The 19,943-nt window shown below is 33.3% G+C and carries 15 protein-coding genes; 3 read left to right on the plus strand and 12 right to left on the minus strand.

Annotated features, from left to right (window positions below; all coding sequences use genetic code 11):
- Positions 1-127: 127 nt before the first annotated feature.
- The 3 genes from RWZ86_RS00315 to RWZ86_RS00325 all read left to right on the plus strand — a co-directional run bounded on the left by RWZ86_RS00315 (position 128) and on the right by RWZ86_RS00325 (position 8,569).
- Positions 128-3,697, plus strand: a complete 3,570-nt coding sequence (locus RWZ86_RS00315) for a PD-(D/E)XK nuclease family protein (protein ID WP_314679023.1) — start codon at positions 128-130, stop codon at positions 3,695-3,697.
- A gap of 3 nt (positions 3,698-3,700) precedes the next feature.
- On the plus strand, positions 3,701-7,432 hold the full coding sequence (addA, locus tag RWZ86_RS00320; protein WP_314679025.1) for a helicase-exonuclease AddAB subunit AddA: 3,732 nt from the start codon (positions 3,701-3,703) through the stop codon (positions 7,430-7,432).
- 522 nt (positions 7,433-7,954) lie between these two features.
- The gene (locus RWZ86_RS00325; RefSeq protein WP_314679026.1) at positions 7,955-8,569 is read left to right on the plus strand and encodes a DUF624 domain-containing protein; all 615 of its coding nucleotides are present in this window, start codon (positions 7,955-7,957) and stop codon (positions 8,567-8,569) included.
- Positions 8,570-8,587: 18 nt separating this feature from the next.
- Here the strand turns inward: RWZ86_RS00325 and phnE (RWZ86_RS00330) are convergent, their stop codons facing one another.
- The 12 genes from phnE (RWZ86_RS00330) to RWZ86_RS00385 all read right to left on the minus strand — a co-directional run bounded on the left by phnE (RWZ86_RS00330) (position 8,588) and on the right by RWZ86_RS00385 (position 19,656).
- Positions 8,588-9,397, minus strand: a complete 810-nt coding sequence (phnE, locus tag RWZ86_RS00330; protein ID WP_314679028.1) for a phosphonate ABC transporter, permease protein PhnE — start codon at positions 9,395-9,397, stop codon at positions 8,588-8,590.
- Positions 9,398-9,413: 16 nt separating this feature from the next.
- Positions 9,414-10,232: a phosphonate ABC transporter, permease protein PhnE gene (gene phnE / locus RWZ86_RS00335; RefSeq protein WP_314679030.1), complete on the minus strand. Its 819-nt coding sequence runs from the start codon at positions 10,230-10,232 to the stop codon at positions 9,414-9,416.
- Entirely contained in the window at positions 10,222-10,983 is a 762-nt protein-coding gene (gene phnC, locus RWZ86_RS00340; protein WP_314111124.1) for a phosphonate ABC transporter ATP-binding protein, read from the minus strand. The genes phnE (RWZ86_RS00335) and phnC overlap by 11 nt, the downstream gene beginning before the upstream one ends.
- Positions 10,984-11,052: 69 nt before the next feature.
- Positions 11,053-12,108, minus strand: a complete 1,056-nt coding sequence (locus RWZ86_RS00345; protein WP_314679031.1) for a PhnD/SsuA/transferrin family substrate-binding protein — start codon at positions 12,106-12,108, stop codon at positions 11,053-11,055.
- 512 nt (positions 12,109-12,620) lie between these two features.
- Complete coding sequence (locus tag RWZ86_RS00350) at positions 12,621-13,439, minus strand: AAC(3) family N-acetyltransferase (protein ID WP_314679034.1); 819 nt, start codon at positions 13,437-13,439, stop codon at positions 12,621-12,623.
- Between the two features lie 511 nt (positions 13,440-13,950).
- Complete coding sequence (locus RWZ86_RS00355; protein WP_314679035.1) at positions 13,951-14,787, minus strand: L-ribulose-5-phosphate 3-epimerase; 837 nt, start codon at positions 14,785-14,787, stop codon at positions 13,951-13,953.
- A gap of 9 nt (positions 14,788-14,796) precedes the next feature.
- On the minus strand, positions 14,797-15,489 hold the full coding sequence (locus RWZ86_RS00360) for an L-ribulose-5-phosphate 4-epimerase (RefSeq protein ID WP_314679036.1): 693 nt from the start codon (positions 15,487-15,489) through the stop codon (positions 14,797-14,799).
- 22 nt (positions 15,490-15,511) lie between these two features.
- Positions 15,512-15,796 (minus strand): PTS sugar transporter subunit IIB, encoded by a 285-nt coding sequence (locus RWZ86_RS00365; RefSeq protein ID WP_006702641.1) that lies wholly within the window; start codon positions 15,794-15,796, stop codon positions 15,512-15,514.
- An 87-nt stretch (positions 15,797-15,883) separates the two neighbouring features.
- On the minus strand, positions 15,884-17,380 hold the full coding sequence (locus RWZ86_RS00370; protein WP_314679039.1) for a PTS ascorbate transporter subunit IIC: 1,497 nt from the start codon (positions 17,378-17,380) through the stop codon (positions 15,884-15,886).
- Position 17,381: 1 nt separating this feature from the next.
- Positions 17,382-17,831 (minus strand): PTS sugar transporter subunit IIA, encoded by a 450-nt coding sequence (locus tag RWZ86_RS00375; RefSeq protein WP_314077659.1) that lies wholly within the window; start codon positions 17,829-17,831, stop codon positions 17,382-17,384.
- Positions 17,832-17,931: 100 nt separating this feature from the next.
- Entirely contained in the window at positions 17,932-18,993 is a 1,062-nt protein-coding gene (gene ulaG, locus RWZ86_RS00380) for an L-ascorbate 6-phosphate lactonase (RefSeq protein ID WP_006702638.1), read from the minus strand.
- 24 nt (positions 18,994-19,017) lie between these two features.
- Positions 19,018-19,656 carry a 3-keto-L-gulonate-6-phosphate decarboxylase UlaD gene (locus RWZ86_RS00385; protein WP_314679040.1) on the minus strand — a complete coding sequence of 213 codons (639 nt, stop codon included), beginning with the start codon at positions 19,654-19,656 and terminating at the stop codon, positions 19,018-19,020.
- Between the last annotated feature and the right edge of the window lie 287 nt (positions 19,657-19,943).

Raw genomic sequence — 19,943 nt, forward strand, 5'->3', positions numbered from 1 at the left:
ATAACTAAATTTATAAAAACGATTTTTCTATTGTAGCTTTCTACTACGTAGAAAAATCGTTTTATTTTTGTTTACAAATTCATTGTTCTATGGTTAAGTTAAAGAGAATAAACGATTGGAGGTTCTTATGAGTTTCGAAGTCATCTTAACAAAAGAAACAAGTGCGAAAGTTTCGCAAATTGCTACTAAAATTGCAGATTGGTTAAAACAATCTAGCAATAATCAAGTGATTTATCTAGTTCCGGATCATATTAAATTTTCTGCAGAATTAGAAATGATTCAAGAAGTGGGTCAATTATTACAGCAACCGAAGAATTCTTATGCTGTTACAAAGCTTCAAGTGTATAGTTTTAAACGTTTAGCATGGTATTTTTTAAGAGATCATGCTGCATTGCAACGTCCTTCATTATCCAAAGTTGGAATTTGTATGATTTTACAAAAAATCTTATCCGAATATCAAGATGAATTAGTACTTTTTAATAAAGAATCTCGTCATAAAGGATTTATTGAACGTTTATCTGCTGTCATGCAAGAATTTCGTTTAGGTGGAATTGAAGTAGAGGACTTCTCAGAGTGGTTTGAACAAGATTCTTATGAAGAAATTGACCAACGTTTAAAAGAATTTGGCATCATTTATAAACATTATTTAGAATATTTAAAACAAGATTTTGTTCAATCAGAAGATTTATTACGGATATTAGCGCAAGAAATTTCATCTATGGATTTATCAAATACTTATGTTGTCATTGATCAATCGTACCACTTAAATGCGATGGAATTAGAAGTAATTGATGCTTTAGTGAAATCATCCGGAGGAGTAGAGTTTTATACGACTGCAACAACTGATGCCTTTAAACCAAAAGAAACGCTAGAATCTGGGTTATTTGACTCCAATCGCCAATTAATTTCTCGCTTATTAAATTGGTTAATGATTGATGAAAGTAAACCTGTTTTAAAAGAATTAAAAGAGACCAATACGACTTATCATCCTGACTTTTTAGAACTTGAGCAATATTGGTTAGAAACAAGTGGTGGTCTTGAAAGTTCTTCTGAATTTTCATATAAGAAAATCGATGCGTTACAATGGATTACTTATGAAGATGAACGACAAGAAATCCAAGAAACATTAGCAACGATTAAATCATTAGTCGATAGCGATAACTATCGTTACCAAGATATTCAAATTTTATCCAGAAATTTAGAAGAACAACAAACATTATTACAGCCTTTATTAGAAACGTACCAAATTCCGTATTTCATGGATTTATCCGATACAATGGAGCATCATCCACTCATTCAAGTGCTAGACGCTATTTTTACTATCCAGAAGCATTTTTGGCGTTATCATGACATAATGAACCTTCTAAGAAGTGAATATTGTTTCTGGCCTCTAAATCGAGCAAATATAGAGAGTAAGGAAGATGAGGAAGAGGCTTTAAGAGAAGCACTGATTCATTATCGTCAAAAATTAGATGAAACAGAAACAATTATACTAGCACAAGGCTATGAAGGAAAAGATTGGATTTCAAGTAAAACGTGGAATTATCAACTTGAAAATATTGATGAAGATAGCTTAAGTAGCAGAGAAGTGTTAGTAAATCAACAGTTAACACAAGCACAAGAACTACGAGAGCAAATCGTCTCTTTATTAGAACCATTTTATAAGAAGTTAGATAAAGTTGAGACAACAAAAGAAGCTATTACTCTCCTATATCAATTATTAGAAAAAATTGGAGTAACAGATGCATTCCTATACTGGAGAAATCATGCTGCCAATATGGGAGACATTCAAACAGCTCGTAGACAAGATCAAGTATGGAATGAATTTCTAAAATTATTAGAGGAGTATGTTTATATATTTGGAGATGAACCATTTGATTGGGAAATATTCCAATTATTATTACATACAGGATTCGAACATACACACTATAATATGGCTCCATCTACGTTAGACCAATTAACGTGTACGGGGATTGATTCTGTGCGTTATTCTCCTAAAAAGGTTACATTTGTTATTGGATTATCTCAAGGAGTCCTTCCTAGAATGGAAGAGGAGAGTGGTTTAATCACCGATGAAGAAAGAGAATATTTATTAAGTAGATTAGATAGTGGACGTTTCTTACATCCAACAACGATTCAAAAACAATCTGTAGAGCCATTTTTATTTTATAAAGTATTAACTTCCGCAACTGAAAAGTTATATTTATCCATGCATCATACGGATAAAGGTGCTAAATTAAAACCATCTAGCTTTGTAGAACGTATTTTAAATAAATTTGAGATTAATATCCAGGATGGAAATCTAAACCAACAAGAACGTTTTGAACAGGGCGACTTTGTAACGATTCATGAATTATTTACAACGTTACTACAAAAACTACGTCAATATAAGTTCTCAAAAGAAGAAGATATCCCATCTATTTGGCTTACTTTACCACATTTATTAAGACAGGATAAAGATTTCCAAAATCAGTACCATACATTAGTAGATAGTGTATTCCATTTAAATATTGCCAAGCAATTACCAAAAGAATTAGCTGCTGAACTATATGGAAATCATTTATACTTATCGACTTCTCAAGTGGAAACATTTTATAAAGATCCATTTAGTCATTTCTTACAATATGGTTTAAATTTAAGAGAACGTAGAGAGTTCGAGTTAACAGCTGCTGGATCTGGCGAATACTTCCATGAAACATTTGACCAGTTTATTCGTAAAGTTCATGAATTACAACTAGATATTCGTTCTATTGATAAAACAACAACTGAAACATTATTAAAAGAAATTTTTGATTCTATGAATGAAGATGCAAGATTCCAAATTTTAAACTCATCTCCTAGAATGAATTGGACAAAAGTGCTACTACAAGATACGATTCGACAAACATTAGCTGCAGCATTAATGCAATTGCAACAATTACAAGTAACACCATGGAAAACAGAAGTCGTTTTTGGTGCAAAATCTGATAAGAAAATTGAAATTCCATTAAATGATACACAGTCTTTATTTATTCGTGGGAAAATTGACCGTATTGACCTTTTAGAAACTGAAAAAGGGTATCATTTAGGAATAGTTGATTATAAGTCTTCAGCTCAAAAATTTGATATTAATCGATTACGTTACGGGATTCAATTACAACTTTTAACGTATTTATCAGTTGCTAGAAATATTGTGTCTGATCAATTTAATAAAGCAGTGACTCCATATGGTGGATTATATATGCATGTTTTCCAACCAAGTTTTAATGCAAAAGATATTAAAGCAGATGCAGATTTTGAAGAAACTCGTTTGAAAAAATATAAATTATCAGGTTTATTAACGAATGATTTAGGAGTTCTGCAACAAGTTCAACCTGATTTTGAAACGGGAGACTCTATTGTATTACCATTTGGAGTAAAGAAAGATGGAGAATACAAGGCAACTAGCCAAGTCTATGCTCCTGATGACATCAATTTATTAATGGATTTTGCTTTCTATCAATTGAAAACTGCTGGAGAAAAGATTTTAAATGGAGAAAATCAACTTGCTCCTTTTGATGAATTAAAAGAATATGCTGATTCAGTGAATGGAAAATTCAGTGCAATAGCAATGTTTGATGCAACCAATCCAGAAAATAATTATCAATTTTTAACAAAAATGCCTCTTCAAGAAAACTTAACTTGGATGAGAGAGAAACTAAACGGAAAGGAGGCGTAATAGATGATACCAGTAAAACCAGAGGGAGTACAAGCAACTCCTGAACAATGGCAAGCAATTTGGCAAAGAGGGGATAATTTATTAGTGTCTGCTTCTGCCGGATCAGGAAAAACAAAAGTATTAGTTGACCGTATTATGGGATATATCGAAGATGGTGTGAATATTGATTCTTTATTAATCGTGACTTTTACAGAAGCCGCGGCTAAAGAGATGAAAGAACGTTTACGTACAAATTTAGAAAAAGCCATAACAAAAGAAACAGATCTTGCTAAGAAACATATGTATGTCAAACAACTAAGTTTATTACCAAATGCAACGATTTCTACCATTCATAGTTTCTGTATGAAAGTCATTCGTCGTTATTTTTATTTAAGTCAATTAGACCCTGTCTTTTCACTATTAAATGAAGTGGAAGGGACTTTATTAAAGGAAAAAGTATGGAGAAACATACAGGATGAATTATTAGAAGAACATTCTTGGATGGATGGATTAATGCGCTATTTTTCTAGTGACCGTAATGATGATGGATTTACTACATTAGTCTACCAACTATATGATTTTTCACGTTCAAAACCAAATCCCAAACAATGGATTTCTTCTTTGGCAGATTTATATGAAACAAAGGATAACTATGGCGAAATTCCGATTATTAAGGATCAATTTGTTCCTTATATTCGAGAAGAATTAAAATATTTAGTTTCTGCCTATGATGAATTACTGAAATTAGCTGAACTAACCGAATTTATGAAATGTAAAGATGTGGTTGAAGCTGATGCACAACAAATTCAAGAAGTGTACGGAGCATTTGAAAGTGGGAATTATACTGCAGCCTATACATTAGCACAAGAGGTAAAATTTGACCGTTTTCCAACTGTTCCTAAAAAAGATGAAACAACGGATAGAGAAGCCGTTCAGGCCATTAAACGGAAAAGAGATAGCTTAAAGAAACATTGGGAAGATCAAGTATTAGCAACTGTATTCTTCGAATCACCTGAAGTTCAAATGAAGCATTTAAGAAATATTTATCCAATGATGTTGCATTTATCTCAAGTTGTCTTGAAATTCTATGAAGCTTTCCAATTAGAAAAGAAAACATCTAATAAAATTGATTTTTCTGACTTAGAACATGATACATTATCCATTCTTTCTACTGAAAAAAATGGAGTTCTAATTGCTAAAAAATATTATCAAGAACTATTTACCGAAGTTTTAATTGATGAATACCAAGACGTAAACCGTGTTCAAGAAGCAATTTTAACAAGTGTGGCTAAAGAGAATAATCTCTTCATGGTAGGAGACGTGAAACAATCGATTTATGCCTTCCGTTTAGCAGATCCGTCTTTATTTAGAGATAAATATGAAGCCTATGCAGATGAAAATGGCGGTAAACGAATTATTTTAGCTGAAAACTTCCGTTCTAGAGATCAAGTATTGTCCTTTACCAACTTAATTTTTAGACAAATTATGGACCATGAATTAGGTCAAATTGACTATGATGATGATGCCGCTCTAAAAACTGGAAACTTGAATTATTCAGAGGATACGGATAAATTTAGCGAATGCTATATCATTCAAAATTCTAATTTGAATGATGAGGAAGAAGAAACATCTGAACTAGAGACAGAAAGTATGATTGATAATTCAGCAGCTGCGGAAGTTCATTTTATTGCAGGTAAGATTAAAGAAATGATGGCAAATCAATTCGAAATCATGCATGAAGAAAGTACAAAGGATAATCCGAAAAAACGACCAATACAATATAAAGATATCGTTATTTTAGCGCCAACAAAAGCCAATAATGGATTAATTGAGGAAATCTTTACGCAATATCAAATTCCTGTTTTAGTCCAAAAGAATCTTCAATATTTTAAACGAACAGAAATTGCGATTATGATGTCAGCGTTAAAAATTATTGATAATCCTACTCAAGATATTCCATTTGTAGCCGTATTACGTTCCGGAATCGTTGGATTAGATGAAATAGATCTTGCTCATATTCGTAAACACAATAAATCTTGTTCGTTTTATGATGCTTGCGTTCAATTTGTGGAGCATTTTAAACTAGAAGAAGTAAATTATTATGATAGTGCTCAACAACAGCAATTAAAAGACCGTGTACAAGTATTTTTAGCACAATTAGAATCTTGGAGAGATATTGCGAATCATCAATCCATCAGTACGCTTATTTGGCAAATTTATATGGATACGAACTATTTAACATATGTACATGGGCAATCTGTGGGACAGCAACGTGTCTTGAATTTACATACCTTGTATAAATATGCTAAAGATTTCGAAGATTCTAGCTTTAAAGGTTTACGTAATTTTGTTCGATTTATTCAGCAAATGCAGCATAAAAAACAAGATTTAGAAGAACCTACTCAAATTTCTGATGAAGAAGATGCAGTACGTGTCATGACGATTCATGCTAGTAAGGGATTAGAATATCCAGTTGTATTTTTAATGAACGCTGGAAAGAAATTTAACCAGCAAGATATTCGCCAACAAGCCATTCGTAGTGATGAATTAGGAGTAGGTGTTAAATATTTACAACTTCCTCAAAGAATTCAATATACAACCATTCCATATGTTATGGCTTATAAAGCAGAGAAAAATAAATTACTATCTGAAGAAATGAGAAAATTGTACGTAGCAATGACTCGTGCACGTGAAAAACTCATTATTGTCGGTTCTTTAAAAGATTTTGAAAAATTTAAAGAAGAACATTCTATGATCGATGATTTGAATGAAGAAGTATTACCATTTGCTCTTCGTTATCATGTTGATAATTATTTAACTTGGATTTTAATGGCCACATTTAGAAAGCAGGATAAAGTTCCATTCCATCAAGAAGTGATTGAATTTGAACAAATTAAAAAGAATGCGCTCAATTGGATACAAGAAACTGAAATAGCTTCAATAAATGAAGAAGAGTGGTTACAAAAGCAAGCAGTAGGGAATACAGTTAAAAATCTTCCAAAACTACTAGAAGAATTAAAACAAACGTATCCTTATTTATTAGCATCTACAACTGCAAGTTATCAGAGTGTATCTGAAATTAAACGGATGAATGAAGAACCAGATGTAAAACAATTACCACATTTAGAAGAACAAACTCAACAAACAGAAAAAACTGTGCAACAATATGTTTATTTAACGTCTGAATTAGCAAAACCAAGCTTTATTGAAAGTAAACAAAAAGTTTCTGCTGCAGAACGTGGAAGCGGTTTACATTTATTAATGCAAAAATTAGACTTAACGAAGGAAATTACTCCTGAATTCATTCAAGAAACGATTCAACAATTAGTTGAGACACAATTTTTAGAAAAAGAAGTTGCTGCAGTAATTCCAGTTGACCAAGTTAATCATTTCTTCCAAAGTGAATTTGGACAATGGATACAGGAACATCAAGCATTATTAAACCGTGAACAAGCATTTTCACATGTTGTAACAGCAAAACGTATCTTTAAGCATTTACCAGATAATGAAGATTCGATGTTAATTCACGGGATTATCGACGGATTTGTGGAATTAGACGATGAGATTATTTTATTTGATTATAAGACGGATCATGTGGTTCCGACACAAAAAGGAATACAGAAAGTCGTTGATAAGTATAAACAGCAATTGAATTTATATGCTGAAGCATTAGAAACCAGTTATCAAAAGAAAGTTACAAAACGTATGTTATGTTTATTGTCGATTGGACAATCCATTGATATTACTAATGTTTAATAGATGAAAGAAGGACGTTCGTGAGGAGCGTCCTTTTTATGTTTGTTTAGTTGATGGTGGAGGATTTTTGTTTGTTGGTTTATTTTCAATACGTAACTTTCTTTAATATATATTATGTAAACCTAGATATCGTTCGAAATATTCCTTTGTTGTATCAAGCACGCCAGCAGCCAGCTATAAGCTGTCTCATGGCTAAAATTTGAGCCTTGGTCTCAAATTTTGCTGTAAAAGAATCCTCTGGATTCTTTTACTTTTGATACTACAAAAAATATTTCTCACTTTTAACGTTATCCATTAGAACTTTAGGTACGGTATCCATTATGCTTCACTTTTTACGTTGTAAGTTTCAGTTAAGAACTTCAGCTAATGTATTAAATATTTCTTACTTTTTACGTTATCAGTCTAGAATGTTATCTATTGTGTTTTAATTATGTGATATGAACTTACATACGATAACTTGCTTAAATTTGGGGTTAATCGTATAATGTATTTTGTATTTTATTTGTTAAAGGATGGTTTTAGATGAAATTTAATGAGGAAAGTCCTTTTTGGCGTTTTGCTACGATGTTAGCGGATTTTATTTTGTTGAACTTATTAGTGATTGTAATTAGTATTCCTATTGTAACGATTGGGCCTGTGTTGGCGGCTTTGTTGTATACAATGATGAAGTTTTCTGAAAATGAAGATGGTTATTTAGTGAAAACGTTCTGGAATGAATTGAAACATCTTTTCTTTGTACGAGTTGCTGTTTCTTTAATTTATACAGCAATCATTGGAGCTACAGTATATGTGATTCAATTTTGGTATAGTTTCCAAAATATTTTTGGAATGATGTTAGCCATTATTTTCTTTTTATTCTTATGTATGACGATCACAGCCATGTTGATTTCATTAGCAAGAACACAGTATTTTGGTACGATTAAGAGTTATATTCGTGATGGATATTTATTTATTTTTATTTCATTAAAAGAAGCTGTTGCTATTTTAGCTATTCCAGTTATTTTAATTGGTTTTAGCATTTTCCAAGAAACGGTTTTATATTTCATGGGAATTATCGGGATTTCATTAATGGGATATGCTTTAGCACCATTGTTTCATAAAATGTTTTCAAAAGTAGAAAAAAAGCATGAAGTTTAATCCTTCATGCTTTTTCTTTTATCCTCGTGCTAAGTGAGTACGAATTTTCGTTGATAAGAATTCAATAACTAATACTAGTACAATTAATCCGCATAGGATAGCCCCTACTTCATGCCATTTATAAGCTGTCATCGCAAAGATTAATGGAGCACCGATACCACCGGCTCCAACCATCCCTAATACCGTCGCATCTCTTAAGTTCATATCAAAACGATAAATTACTGTAGAAATGAATGCAGGAATTAATTGTGGTAAGATTCCAAAACGAATTTTTTGATAGAAATTACATCCGCTAGCATCTAATGATTCCAAAATCTTATAATCTAAGTCTTCAATTGCTTCAATATACAATTTAGAAATCATCCCAATCGATGCCACAGACATTGTAAGCAACCCTGTAAAAGCTCCAGGACCCGTTACACGAATAAACATTAACCCATAAATTAATGTTGGGACTGTACGAATCGCCATAATTGCTGTACGTCCAATAATTGCAACTGGTTTTGGTACGATGTTTGTTGCAGAAATAAATGAAAATGGAATCGCTAAAATTGCACCAACTAATGTTCCTAGAAAAGCAATTGCAATAGTTTCTAATAATAAATATGGAACACCTTTTGTTGTAAAGTTTAATAATAACGATGTTTCAGGAGTTACAATCCCTTGTAAAATACTTTGAGAAATTTGTAATCCATTTTCTGGAATTTTACTTAATTCAATCGTAGATCCAGACCATGCAAAAATGATGATTAATAAGAATAAAACGCCTAATTGAACAATCCATGTACGAGGAGCTTTTTCATATTGTTTTAATACTGCTTCATTCATGTGTTTAACTCCCCTTCTATGTTAATTTCGTACGTAAGTAGTAACTTACAGACTCAATAATGACTACAGTGATAAATAAAGTCACTAAAATCATCCCTACATTTCCATATTCACGCCATCCAAGATTTTCGTTTAAAATAATCCCGATACCACCGGCACCAACATAACCTAAAATTGACGCATAACGAACATTACCTTCAAAGCAATATAATGAGCTTGCTAAGTAAGTTGGTAAAATTTGGGGAATAATCGCACTTGTAAATGCTTGACCTTTTGTTGCTCCTAAAGCTTCAGCTGCTTCAAAAGCCCCCATATCTACTGTCTCAATTTGTTCATATAATTGTTTACCACAGTAAGCAAATGTATAAGTCGCAATCGCAAATGTACCCGCCATTGTTCCTAAACCAAAGATATAAGTTGCAATTAAGGCAGTTACAAGCGTTGGTAATGTACGAACCACACTTAAAAATAAACGACTTAAACTAATAATCCATTTATTTTTAACAATATTACTAGATGCAACAATGGCAAATGGAATGACTAAAATCGAACCCAATAAAGAACCTAATAATGACATTTTAATTGTATCAATTAATGGTTGCCAAATATTACTTGAATATTCCCAAGCTGGCGGAAACATACGACCAATAATAACAAAGAATTGAACACCACGTTGTAAAATGGTATGGATATTAAATCCAGTAATTTTAGCTGAAAAATACATCGCAATTAATAAACCAATCGCAACATAAATAGCTTTTGATTTTGGTTCAGTAACGGTTGTACCATTTTTTAAAGTAAATTCTTTTGCAGCGAAGAGTTTATTATCCTTCATGTAACTCCTCCGCCTTTCCTTTATAAATTAAATCTAATACTTCTTTCGTTACTTGGCTACTTGGACCATCATAAACAATTTCTCCATCACGAATCCCAATAATACGATCTGCATATTCTAACGCTAATTCCACATGGTGGATGTTTAATAAAATAGAAATATTTAATTCTTGGTTAATCTTTCTAAAGTCTTCCATAACACGTTTAGCTGTAATTGGGTCTAAAGCGGCAACTGGTTCATCTGCTAAAATAATTTCAGGATTCTGTGCTAATGTTCTCGCTAAAGCAACACGTTGCTGTTGTCCCCCTGATAACTGGTCAGCACGGATAAAGGCTTTATCAACAATCCCCACTTTATCTAAAGCTTCTAAAGCATGTAATTTTTCTTCTTTTGTATAAATTCCAAATAATGAACGAACAAATGGAATATCTGGAACAATCGAAGTTAGTACGTTTTTAATAACCGTTGTTCTTGTTACTAAATTAAATGATTGGAAAATCATCCCTACTTTATTTCTACGGAATTTACGAAGAGACTTTCCTTTTAATGAAGATACATTCGTGCCATCTACAGTTAATGTCCCTTCTGTAATTTCAATCATACGGTTAATCGTACGAATTAATGTCGATTTACCAGCACCTGATAAACCAATAATCGAAACAAATTCACCTTGTTCAATTTCTAAATTAATATTTTTTAACCCTTTAACACCATTTGGATAGGTTTTTGAAACATTTTCAAATTTAATCATATCTGTCCTCTTCCTCAAAAAAAGGGTCAGGAGTCGCTCCTAACCCTCATTTGATCATCATTTCTTTCCTTAGTTACCTGATTTTAATTTTTTAAGAACTTTTTGAGCTTCACGTTCTTTATCGTAATCAGAGGCATTAGCTTTCTTATATCCTGAATGAGAGTAAATCTTAATGACTTCTTTACCTTCATCAGTTTCAGCTAATTTGATCATTGCGTTAGCAAAAGCTTCTTTGAATGAGTCGTCTACAACTGGAGACGATTTACTTACTGAAATTGTATCGTTATAAATATCTGGAGTTACACCAATTACATTTGTTTCTTTCCAAATTTCTTCTGAACGTCCATATTCGCTTGTCCATTTTTTAGCATAGTCAGAACGTAAGTCAGCATATCCAACCATAATATCAATTTGTCCTGAAGCTAAACGAGCGGCAGATGAAGCGTATGAATCAGATTGAACAACATTTTGTAAATCTGAAATATTTTTACCGAATTTATCTTGTAGCCATAATGTAGGATAAATATATCCTGAAGAAGAAGAAGTTCCTAAAACTCCCCAGTTTGCTGAATTTAAATCATCCCATGAAATATCTTTACCGCTGTTTACTTTTTCAGCGATTGCTTTCCCTTTTTCAGTTGGTCCAGCAATTACTAATCCTTTGTATGAAGTAACTTGATCTTTAGAACGTTTTGATTCTTGACCATCGTTCCAATCTTTTGCATTAGAAGAATTTTTTTCCAAACCAGAACGAGTTGCTGTTAATAATACGTCTACCTCTTTGTCAAATAATACATAAGTACCACCAGGAATGAACCCTACATCAGCAGTTCCTGATGCTAAAGCTTCCCCTACTGCATCAAAGCTTGTACCAACATTGATTTCAACATTATTCACTGTATAACCTTCATCAGCTAATTGTTTCTTCAATAATTCTTTCAATGGCTCAGTAGCCGTTACAATCGCTTCTGGATCACGAGAAGGTACAAATGCAACCTTTAATGTATCAATTTTTTTCGATCCATTTCCTTTAGAACCTGAATCACTTGATTGACTTGAACAAGCTGCAAGTAAAGCTGCTGCTGATACTCCAAGTGCTAATTTTGACCAAAAAGACTTCTTCATAAAATATATCCCCCTAAGATATGTTTTCTACAAGATTGAACTCTCAACCTCAAGTACAATCATACAAAATCCGAACGATAATTACAAGTGATTTCTATCTAAAAATACATTTTTAGATGAATTTTCATAAAAATAATTCATTTTCAAACTATGTAAACGCGTAAAACACGAACAATAGATATATGAAAACACGAATGATAAATGTTTGGTAGTTATGGAAAGAAAAATAACATCAAGAACAATAGAAATACCCGAACGTTTTGTTTTGTGACGTTCGGGTATTTTCGTGATAGTTTGAAAAGGCATTTTGCTCTTTAACTTCTTCAGAATACATTGAAAATACTATTGATATAGTACCAAGGTCGCCAGCAGCCCTGCGGTCTCATGGCTAAACATCGAGCCTAGGTCTCGATGTTTCCCTGCAATAAAAGTAACTATCGCTACTTTTATTGCTTTTGCTACTGTATTTGTATTTTCTATGTATTCTGAATCTGTACGTAAAACACTATTTCTCATTCTTTTAATTGATAATAATGTTGCGCAACATCAACGCATTCTTTCATGTCGAATAAGGATACAGAACCTTCATTGATAGTTGTTTTAGCAACTAAATGCTGTTCCATGAATCTATTTTGAATTTCTAAATAGTCATCATATAAATCTAATTCGATATTTTTAAACGAAATCCATTTTTCTCCATCTTCCGTTACTATTTTACTTCTTTCATAAATGACCTCTCTATTCAACCGATTTTCTGCCAAATGAAGTGACGTATTCGTTTCAAAATCAGTTCCAATCATTAATATTTTAGTACCAATAGAATACAGTCTTCCTAATGGCGATTCGTCTCCAAATGGGAAATCAAATGAATCCTGTCCAATAATTTCATTCGCTTTCTCTCCGATTGCTGTGAAAGAATACATAGGATGATTGCTTCGAATGGATTCTGGCAAAATACCAATAAATTGACTAAAAGCTCCCATCGCTTTACTATACGATAACTCCTTAGAATATGCAGGCATAGCATCACGAATTACAGCATGCCATTCATCTGGAACTGGAGGATATTGCCAACTAGCAGGATCTGATATTTCAACCGTTTGAGAAGGAACTACAATCGTTCCCTTCTCTCCAATAACTTCCCTTAACGCCAGATATAAATCTTCAGTCCCACCAACCACATATCCTAATGAAGACAAAGAAGCATGAACTAATAAAGTATCCCCACGTTTAATTCCTAACTGGGAAAATTTATGAATCAAATCGTGCTTTGTAATTGGTTTATAATTTTTATCAATACACTTTTGCATATAAGAATACAACAAACTCACTCCCCTCTTTTACGTATCATTATCCTTATTTTAAACGGTTTGGAAAGAAAAATAAAGACAATGCATAGGACTCAGAATACATAGAAAATACTGTGGACATAGTAGCAAGGTCGCCAGCAGCCAGCTAAAGCTGTCTCATGGCTAAACTTTGAGCCTAGGTCTCAAAGTTTCCCTGCAATAAAAGTAGATATCTCTACTTTTATTGCTTGTGCTACTATAGAGTATTTTCTATATATTCTGAATCCGTACGTAAAATAAGTATTCTAATACAATAAATGACATAAATAATTAAAGTGAATGAATAGATTATACCTTCCTCAGTTGCAAAAGGAATATATATAAATATATATTCCCGCAAAATTCGAGACTACAGGCTCGAATTTTAGCCATGAGACTCGCAAGCGAGGCTGCTGGCGGCGCTGCAACAAACCAGGGAGGTATAATCTAGTTATTAACTTATACGTAAAAAAACATCCCTAGACACTCTAAGGATGTTACATTAAATTCTTAATTATTTTTCTGGGAAATATGAACGTAAGAATTTGTTTGCGAAATGAATATCCTCTAACCAATTTTCTTGTCCAACATACCAGAATTCGCCAGTGAAACGACGAACACCGATTGATAAGAAAGTGTCCACCATTCTCTTGAAATCAATTTGTCCAGTTCCAAAAGGAATTTCACGATAATGTCCAGGTATTGTTTCTTTTAAGTGAGCAGCCACAATGTGACCTTTCCCTAACTCGATATCTTCATAAACATTTTTCGCACCAGGTTCTAAAGAAGCATTTTTTAAGTTTCCTGAATCTGGATAAACTTGTAAATAAGGTGAATCTACTAAGTTTACAAAACGCATTGATTTTTCCACTGTATTCATAAATGGAGTTTCCATTGTTTCGAATCCTAAAACGATTCCTTTTTGAGCTGCTAATAAAGTAGCTTTTTTCAAGTTATCGATAAAGAATTCTAATGTATCAGCATCGCCTTCTTCATAGTATACATCATAACCAGCTAATTGAATCACACGGATACCTAAGTCATCTGCTAATTCAATTGCTTTTTCCATGATTTCCATACTACGTTCACGTACAGATGCGTCATGTGATCCAAATGGATATTTACGGTGTCCACTTAAACACATAGAACGAATAGATACGCCTGTTTCATACATTGTTTTAACAAGTTCAAGACGTTCTTCTTTCGTCCACTCTAAACGAGCTAATTTTTCATCAGTTTCATCCACACTCATTTCTAAGAAATCGAAACCAGTTGCTTTAACAGTTTCTAATTTTTCTTTAAATGATAATGTGTTTGGCATTGATTTTTCATATAGTCCTAATTCGTACATGCTTAACTCCTACCCTTGTCCATAATATGCATTTGCACCATGTTTACGTAAATAGTGCTTGTCTAAAATTGTTTGAGACATTGGTTGTAAGTTTGGATTTAATACTAAGTTATGCCAAGCCATGTTAGCAACTTGCTCTAAAACAGTAATGTTATGAACTGCATCAAAAGCATCTTTACCCCAAGCAAATGGTCCATGGTTGAATACTAATACACCAGGAATTGCATTAGGATCTTTGTCTTTAAATGTTTCAACGATTACTTTACCTGTTTCTAACTCGTAAGCTCCTTTGATTTCTGCATCAGTCATTGCACGAGTACATGGGATTGTTCCGTAGAAATAATCTCCTTGTGTTGTACCAAATGCTGGAATTTCTTGACCATTTTGAGCCATTGTAGTTGCCCATGTTGAGTGAGTATGAACTACCCCATTAACATCTGGGAAATTACGGTAAATTTCTAAGTGTGTATCCAAATCAGAAGATGGTTTTAAAGCTCCTTCGACTTTGTTTCCATCGATATCTACAATAACAATATCTTCTGCTTTCATTACATCATATTCTACCCCTGAAGGTTTAATAGCGATAACGCCAGCTTCACGGTCGTATTCTGAAACATTACCCCAAGTGAATAATACTAAATTGTGTTTTGGTAATAATAAGTTTGCTTCAAGAACACGTTGTTTTAACGCTTCATATGCCATGATAAAAAAGACTCCTTTTTAATTAAAGCTCTAAAGCTGCTGAAATTTTTTCAGTCATTTCTTTTTCTGATAATAAGTTTTGTAAACCAACGATTTTAGTGTTTGGTAAATCTAATCCGTCGAAGATTTCTAATAATGCTGATGAAACAACTACCATGTCATAGCTTTTAGCTGATGATTTTGCTTCTGATACTGCACAGTGATGAACTTCCAACGGAATATTTAATTTACGGAATACGTTTGTTAATTTCATTTTAATAATTTGGCTTGATCCCATTCCACTTCCACATGCTGCTAATACTTTCATTGATATCTCTCCTTTAGAATTTGATAACGGGTAAGTCATTCTTACCCGTTACCTATTTTATAATAAAATTTTTCTGTTTAAAACTAATTAAGCTTGTTTATTTTCTAAATATGTTTCGTAATCTTCTGCAATTGTAAAGTAATGTTCTTTGTTACGGCTGTATTGTAATTGAGGGATTGCTAAAAGAATTACTAATACGATACCTAATCCAATGTATTGGAAGTGTTGCATTAAGAATCCGAATCCAACCCAAACTGTATCCCAGTCGAAGTTACCATGCCATCCACCGAATGCTGCTAATCCGAATGCTCCAGCGGCAACTGCACCACCTAAAACTTGGATTAAACCTGATAAGAATGACATAACTGAAGCAGCACGTAAACCACCTTTGTGGTTAGCATATACTGCAAATGTTGCGTTGTCAAAGAATACAGGAACGAAACCTGTGATGATTAATACTGGAGATTTGAACACGATTAATCCTAAGATTGCTACTACTTGTCCTAAAACCCCGAATAAGAAACCAACTGTTACTGCGTTTGGTGAACCAAATCCATATACAGCAGCACAGTCAACGGCTGGCATAGAACCTGGTAATAATTTGTTAGAGATACCTTGGAACGCTTCTGATAACTCAGCAACGAATAAACGAACCCCTAATTGTAAAATTTGTACATAAACTGTAAATGTTAAAGCAATTTGTAAAATGTAGAAGAAGAAGTTGTCGCCTTCTTTTAATGTAGCCATTTTGAATTTAGAAGCCATAACTACGATTTCTTGACCGTTTACGCTTACTAAGTAATCTTTACCTAATACTAATAAGATAGCTCCGAAGAACACTACCATTAAGATTGAAGTTGCTACGATTGATTCTTTAAAGATTGATAAGAATCCTGGTAATTCTAAATCTTCAATTTTCTTGTCATTTTTACCAGAGAATTTGTGTGCAAATTTATCTACTAACCAAACCCCGAACATTTGTTGGTGACCAATTGCGAATCCGCCACCTTCCGTTAGTTCTTGAGTTGCTTCTACTGTTAAGTTTGAAGCTACTGCCCAATATACACCTAATACGATACCTAATAAAACAACAAATTGTAATTGTTGTACATTGTCACCTAATGCTAAAGCCATTAACCAAGTAGCTGTAGCTGATTGTTGAACCATGATGTGACCAGTAATGAAAACAGTACGTACTTTAGTTAATTTACGGAAAATTACAAGTGCTAAGTTAGTTAAGAATGCTACTAAAAGTACTTGTACTGTTAAACCTGTTGCATGACCAGCTTGTTTTAAAGCTGCTTCTGCTGCTGCTTGACCAAAATATGGGTCAATAACTGCTGCTTGTAAACCGAAACGGTCACCTAAAGCTGCTAATACTGGACGGAAGTTTGAAACTAATCCACCAGCTGCTACGTTTAAGATCATATAACCAACAACTGCTTTAATAAAACCAGCTAATGCGTCATACCATTTACGACCTAATAATAAGTAACCTACTAAAACGATTAAACCTACAAAGTATTGTGGTTTAGTAAAAATGTTTGTATAGAAGAACTGCCAAAAACCAAATAAGAATTCCATATTATTCACCTATTCCTTGTAAAATATTTTCTAGATCTTCTTTTGAACGTGCATTAACAAAAGCATTGATGATATTTTCATCTTCAACTAATGTTACAAGTTCTGATAAATTGCCTAAATGTTTTTCATTGTCAGTCGAAGCTAAAACAAAGAATAAACGAGGTTTATATTCAGAACTAGGTCCGAAGTCAACTGCCTCTTCAACGTTCATGAAGGCAACCGCTGTTTCGTTAACACCTTTTCCTTCTTGTGCATGTGGAATGCAAATTTCTGGTGCGATTACAATGTATGGACCAAATTCGTGAACATTATTAATAATGTAACCTGGATAGTCAGCTGTAATAATGTTTTGGTCTAACAATGGTTGACACGCTGTGCGAATCGCATCTTCCCAAGAAGAAAAACCTTTTTGGAAACTAAAACGATTGTTTTGAATAATTTCTTTTAACACTGATAAAACTCCTTTTTGACGATTTTATTTAAGAAATCGTATTCATCCATATTTTAAGATTTGACCGTTACCGTAGTAACGGTCAATCAGGATGTTAATATTATAAGAATGATGGGAATGGAACGTCGTTTTCTACTGAGAATACGTCGTCAAATCCACGATAGAAGTTAAATTCTAATTTATCTTTATCTGTTGGGTAAGTGTATTTACCACCTACTTGCCAAATGAATGGTTTGAATTTATATTCTAAGCGATCTTTTTTGAATTTCCAGATTTCTGTAATTTCTTTAGGATCTGCTTGGAAGTTAGCCCAGATATCATAGTGAACTGGAATAACAACTTTAGCGTTTAATGATTCAGCCATACGTAACATATCAACTGAAGTCACTTTATCTGTGATACCACGAGGGTTTTCACCGTATGCACCTAAGCACACATCGATTTCGTGTTCGTTACCATGTTTAGCAAACATGTTTGAGTAGTGAGAGTCACCAGCATGGTATAAGTTACCACCACTTGTTTTGAATAAGTAGTTAACTGCGATTTCGTCCATATCTTGAGGCATTTTACCTTTTAATACTTCGCCATCTTTAGCAGTTACTAAAGCTGTACGGTCAAATGCTTCTAAAGCAACGATTTCAATATCTTTGATTTTAACTGAGTCTCCTGGGTGTACAACGATTGTACGTTCAGCTGGAACTCCCCAACCTAACCAAGTGTTTACTACTTCTTGTGGTCCAACGAATTTAGCTTCTGGACAGTTATTAGCAACTGCTGCTGCTGTATTGATATCTAAGTGGTCTGAGTGAATGTGAGTTACTACTAAAGCATCTACATTTTTCACTTCAAATGGATCGATAACAAATGGTTGTGTACGTAAGTTTGGTTGTAAGTTTTGGCAACCGCTCATACGTTGCATTTGGTGTCCAGTTTTCATTTTTCCGTTTCCGTGGCTACGTTTACCAGTTCCACACCATAAGTCACAAAGGATGTTAGTGTTTTTTTCTGATTTTAACCAGATACCTGTACATCCTAACCACCACATAGCGAATGTTCCTGGTTTAACTTCCTCACGTTCGATTTCTTCGTTTAACCATGTACCCCATTCTGGGAATGTTGATAGAATCCATGATTCTTTTGTTACATCTTTAATGTTTGCCATTATTCTTTCTTTCCTTCCTTGAGATTAGCCCCAAATTCTTCTAATTTCTTCTTTAAATTCACGAGCTGATTGTGCAGGATTTTCTGTAGCGTAAATTCCACGTCCAGCAATGAATGTATAAATATCGATACCTTCGAATACTTTCAATGTATCTTTTGTTAATCCACCAGTTGCAGAAACTTTGAATCCCATCTCGATTAAACGTTTGATTTTGTTCAAGTCACTTTCTGTCCAAGTTGCTCCAGCAAATAGAGCGTCACGACTTTGGTGATAGATTACTTGGTCGATACCAGCTTCACGCCATTGCTCTGCTTGTTCAAATGTCCAGTCACCATATAATTCTACTTGTAAAGTGCCAATTTCTTTTTGAGCAGCTTTCATAGTAGGGATGGTAGCACAGCAAATGACAGTCATCCAGTCGGCACCAGCATCTTTACAGTTTTTAGCAACTGTTGATCCAGCATCGGCACATTTTGTATCTGCAATGACAACTTTATCAGGGAAAGTATTGCGTAAGCATTTGATTGCTTTGTCCCCTTCATTCAAGATTAAAATTGTACCAGCTTCGATAATGTCTACTTCATTACCAACAGCAAGTGCATCTTTCAACGCATCTTCGATACGTAAATGGTCTAATGCAACTTGTAAATTTGGAATTGCCATTTTGTCATTCTCCTTTTCTCTCTCAGGGCTTTTGCCACACACAAATTTGAAATAATCATAACCATTAAGACGTCTCTTAAATAATGATTATTTCATAACTACTAGTAATTATTCATGTAAACATTATATTATAAACCGTTTTCTATCACAACGCTTCTTGTGTAATTAATCTTTAATCGAGTTTTATGAACGTTTTCATTTTTATGATTCTTTTGTCAAAGTTCTTTATTTATCAGATTTCTTTAAGATTTTTTGCAAAATATTTATCGAAAATCTTGCAAAATATG

The organism is uncultured Granulicatella sp. (assembly GCF_963545075.1).
In the GTDB taxonomy this organism is placed as follows: Bacteria; Bacillota; Bacilli; order Lactobacillales; family Aerococcaceae; genus Granulicatella.

What these genes read in the sequence shown, in the direction of transcription:
- phnE (WP_314679028.1), bottom strand. Translation starts at nt 9,397, where the DNA reads ATGAATGAAGCAGTATTAAAACAATATGAAAAAGCTCCTCGTACATGG.
- RWZ86_RS00360 (WP_314679036.1), bottom strand. Translation starts at nt 15,489, where the DNA reads ATGGCATATGAAGCGTTAAAACAACGTGTTCTTGAAGCAAACTTATTA.
- RWZ86_RS00325 (WP_314679026.1), top strand. Translation starts at nt 7,955, where the DNA reads ATGAAATTTAATGAGGAAAGTCCTTTTTGGCGTTTTGCTACGATGTTA.
- ulaG (WP_006702638.1), bottom strand. Translation starts at nt 18,993, where the DNA reads ATGGCAAACATTAAAGATGTAACAAAAGAATCATGGATTCTATCAACA.
- RWZ86_RS00365 (WP_006702641.1), bottom strand. Translation starts at nt 15,796, where the DNA reads ATGAAAGTATTAGCAGCATGTGGAAGTGGAATGGGATCAAGCCAAATT.
- RWZ86_RS00345 (WP_314679031.1), bottom strand. Translation starts at nt 12,108, where the DNA reads ATGAAGAAGTCTTTTTGGTCAAAATTAGCACTTGGAGTATCAGCAGCA.
- RWZ86_RS00385 (WP_314679040.1), bottom strand. Translation starts at nt 19,656, where the DNA reads ATGGCAATTCCAAATTTACAAGTTGCATTAGACCATTTACGTATCGAA.
- phnC (WP_314111124.1), bottom strand. Translation starts at nt 10,983, where the DNA reads ATGATTAAATTTGAAAATGTTTCAAAAACCTATCCAAATGGTGTTAAA.
- RWZ86_RS00355 (WP_314679035.1), bottom strand. Translation starts at nt 14,787, where the DNA reads ATGTACGAATTAGGACTATATGAAAAATCAATGCCAAACACATTATCA.
- RWZ86_RS00315 (WP_314679023.1), top strand. Translation starts at nt 128, where the DNA reads ATGAGTTTCGAAGTCATCTTAACAAAAGAAACAAGTGCGAAAGTTTCG.
- phnE (WP_314679030.1), bottom strand. Translation starts at nt 10,232, where the DNA reads ATGAAGGATAATAAACTCTTCGCTGCAAAAGAATTTACTTTAAAAAAT.
- addA (WP_314679025.1), top strand. Translation starts at nt 3,701, where the DNA reads ATGATACCAGTAAAACCAGAGGGAGTACAAGCAACTCCTGAACAATGG.
- RWZ86_RS00370 (WP_314679039.1), bottom strand. Translation starts at nt 17,380, where the DNA reads ATGGAATTCTTATTTGGTTTTTGGCAGTTCTTCTATACAAACATTTTT.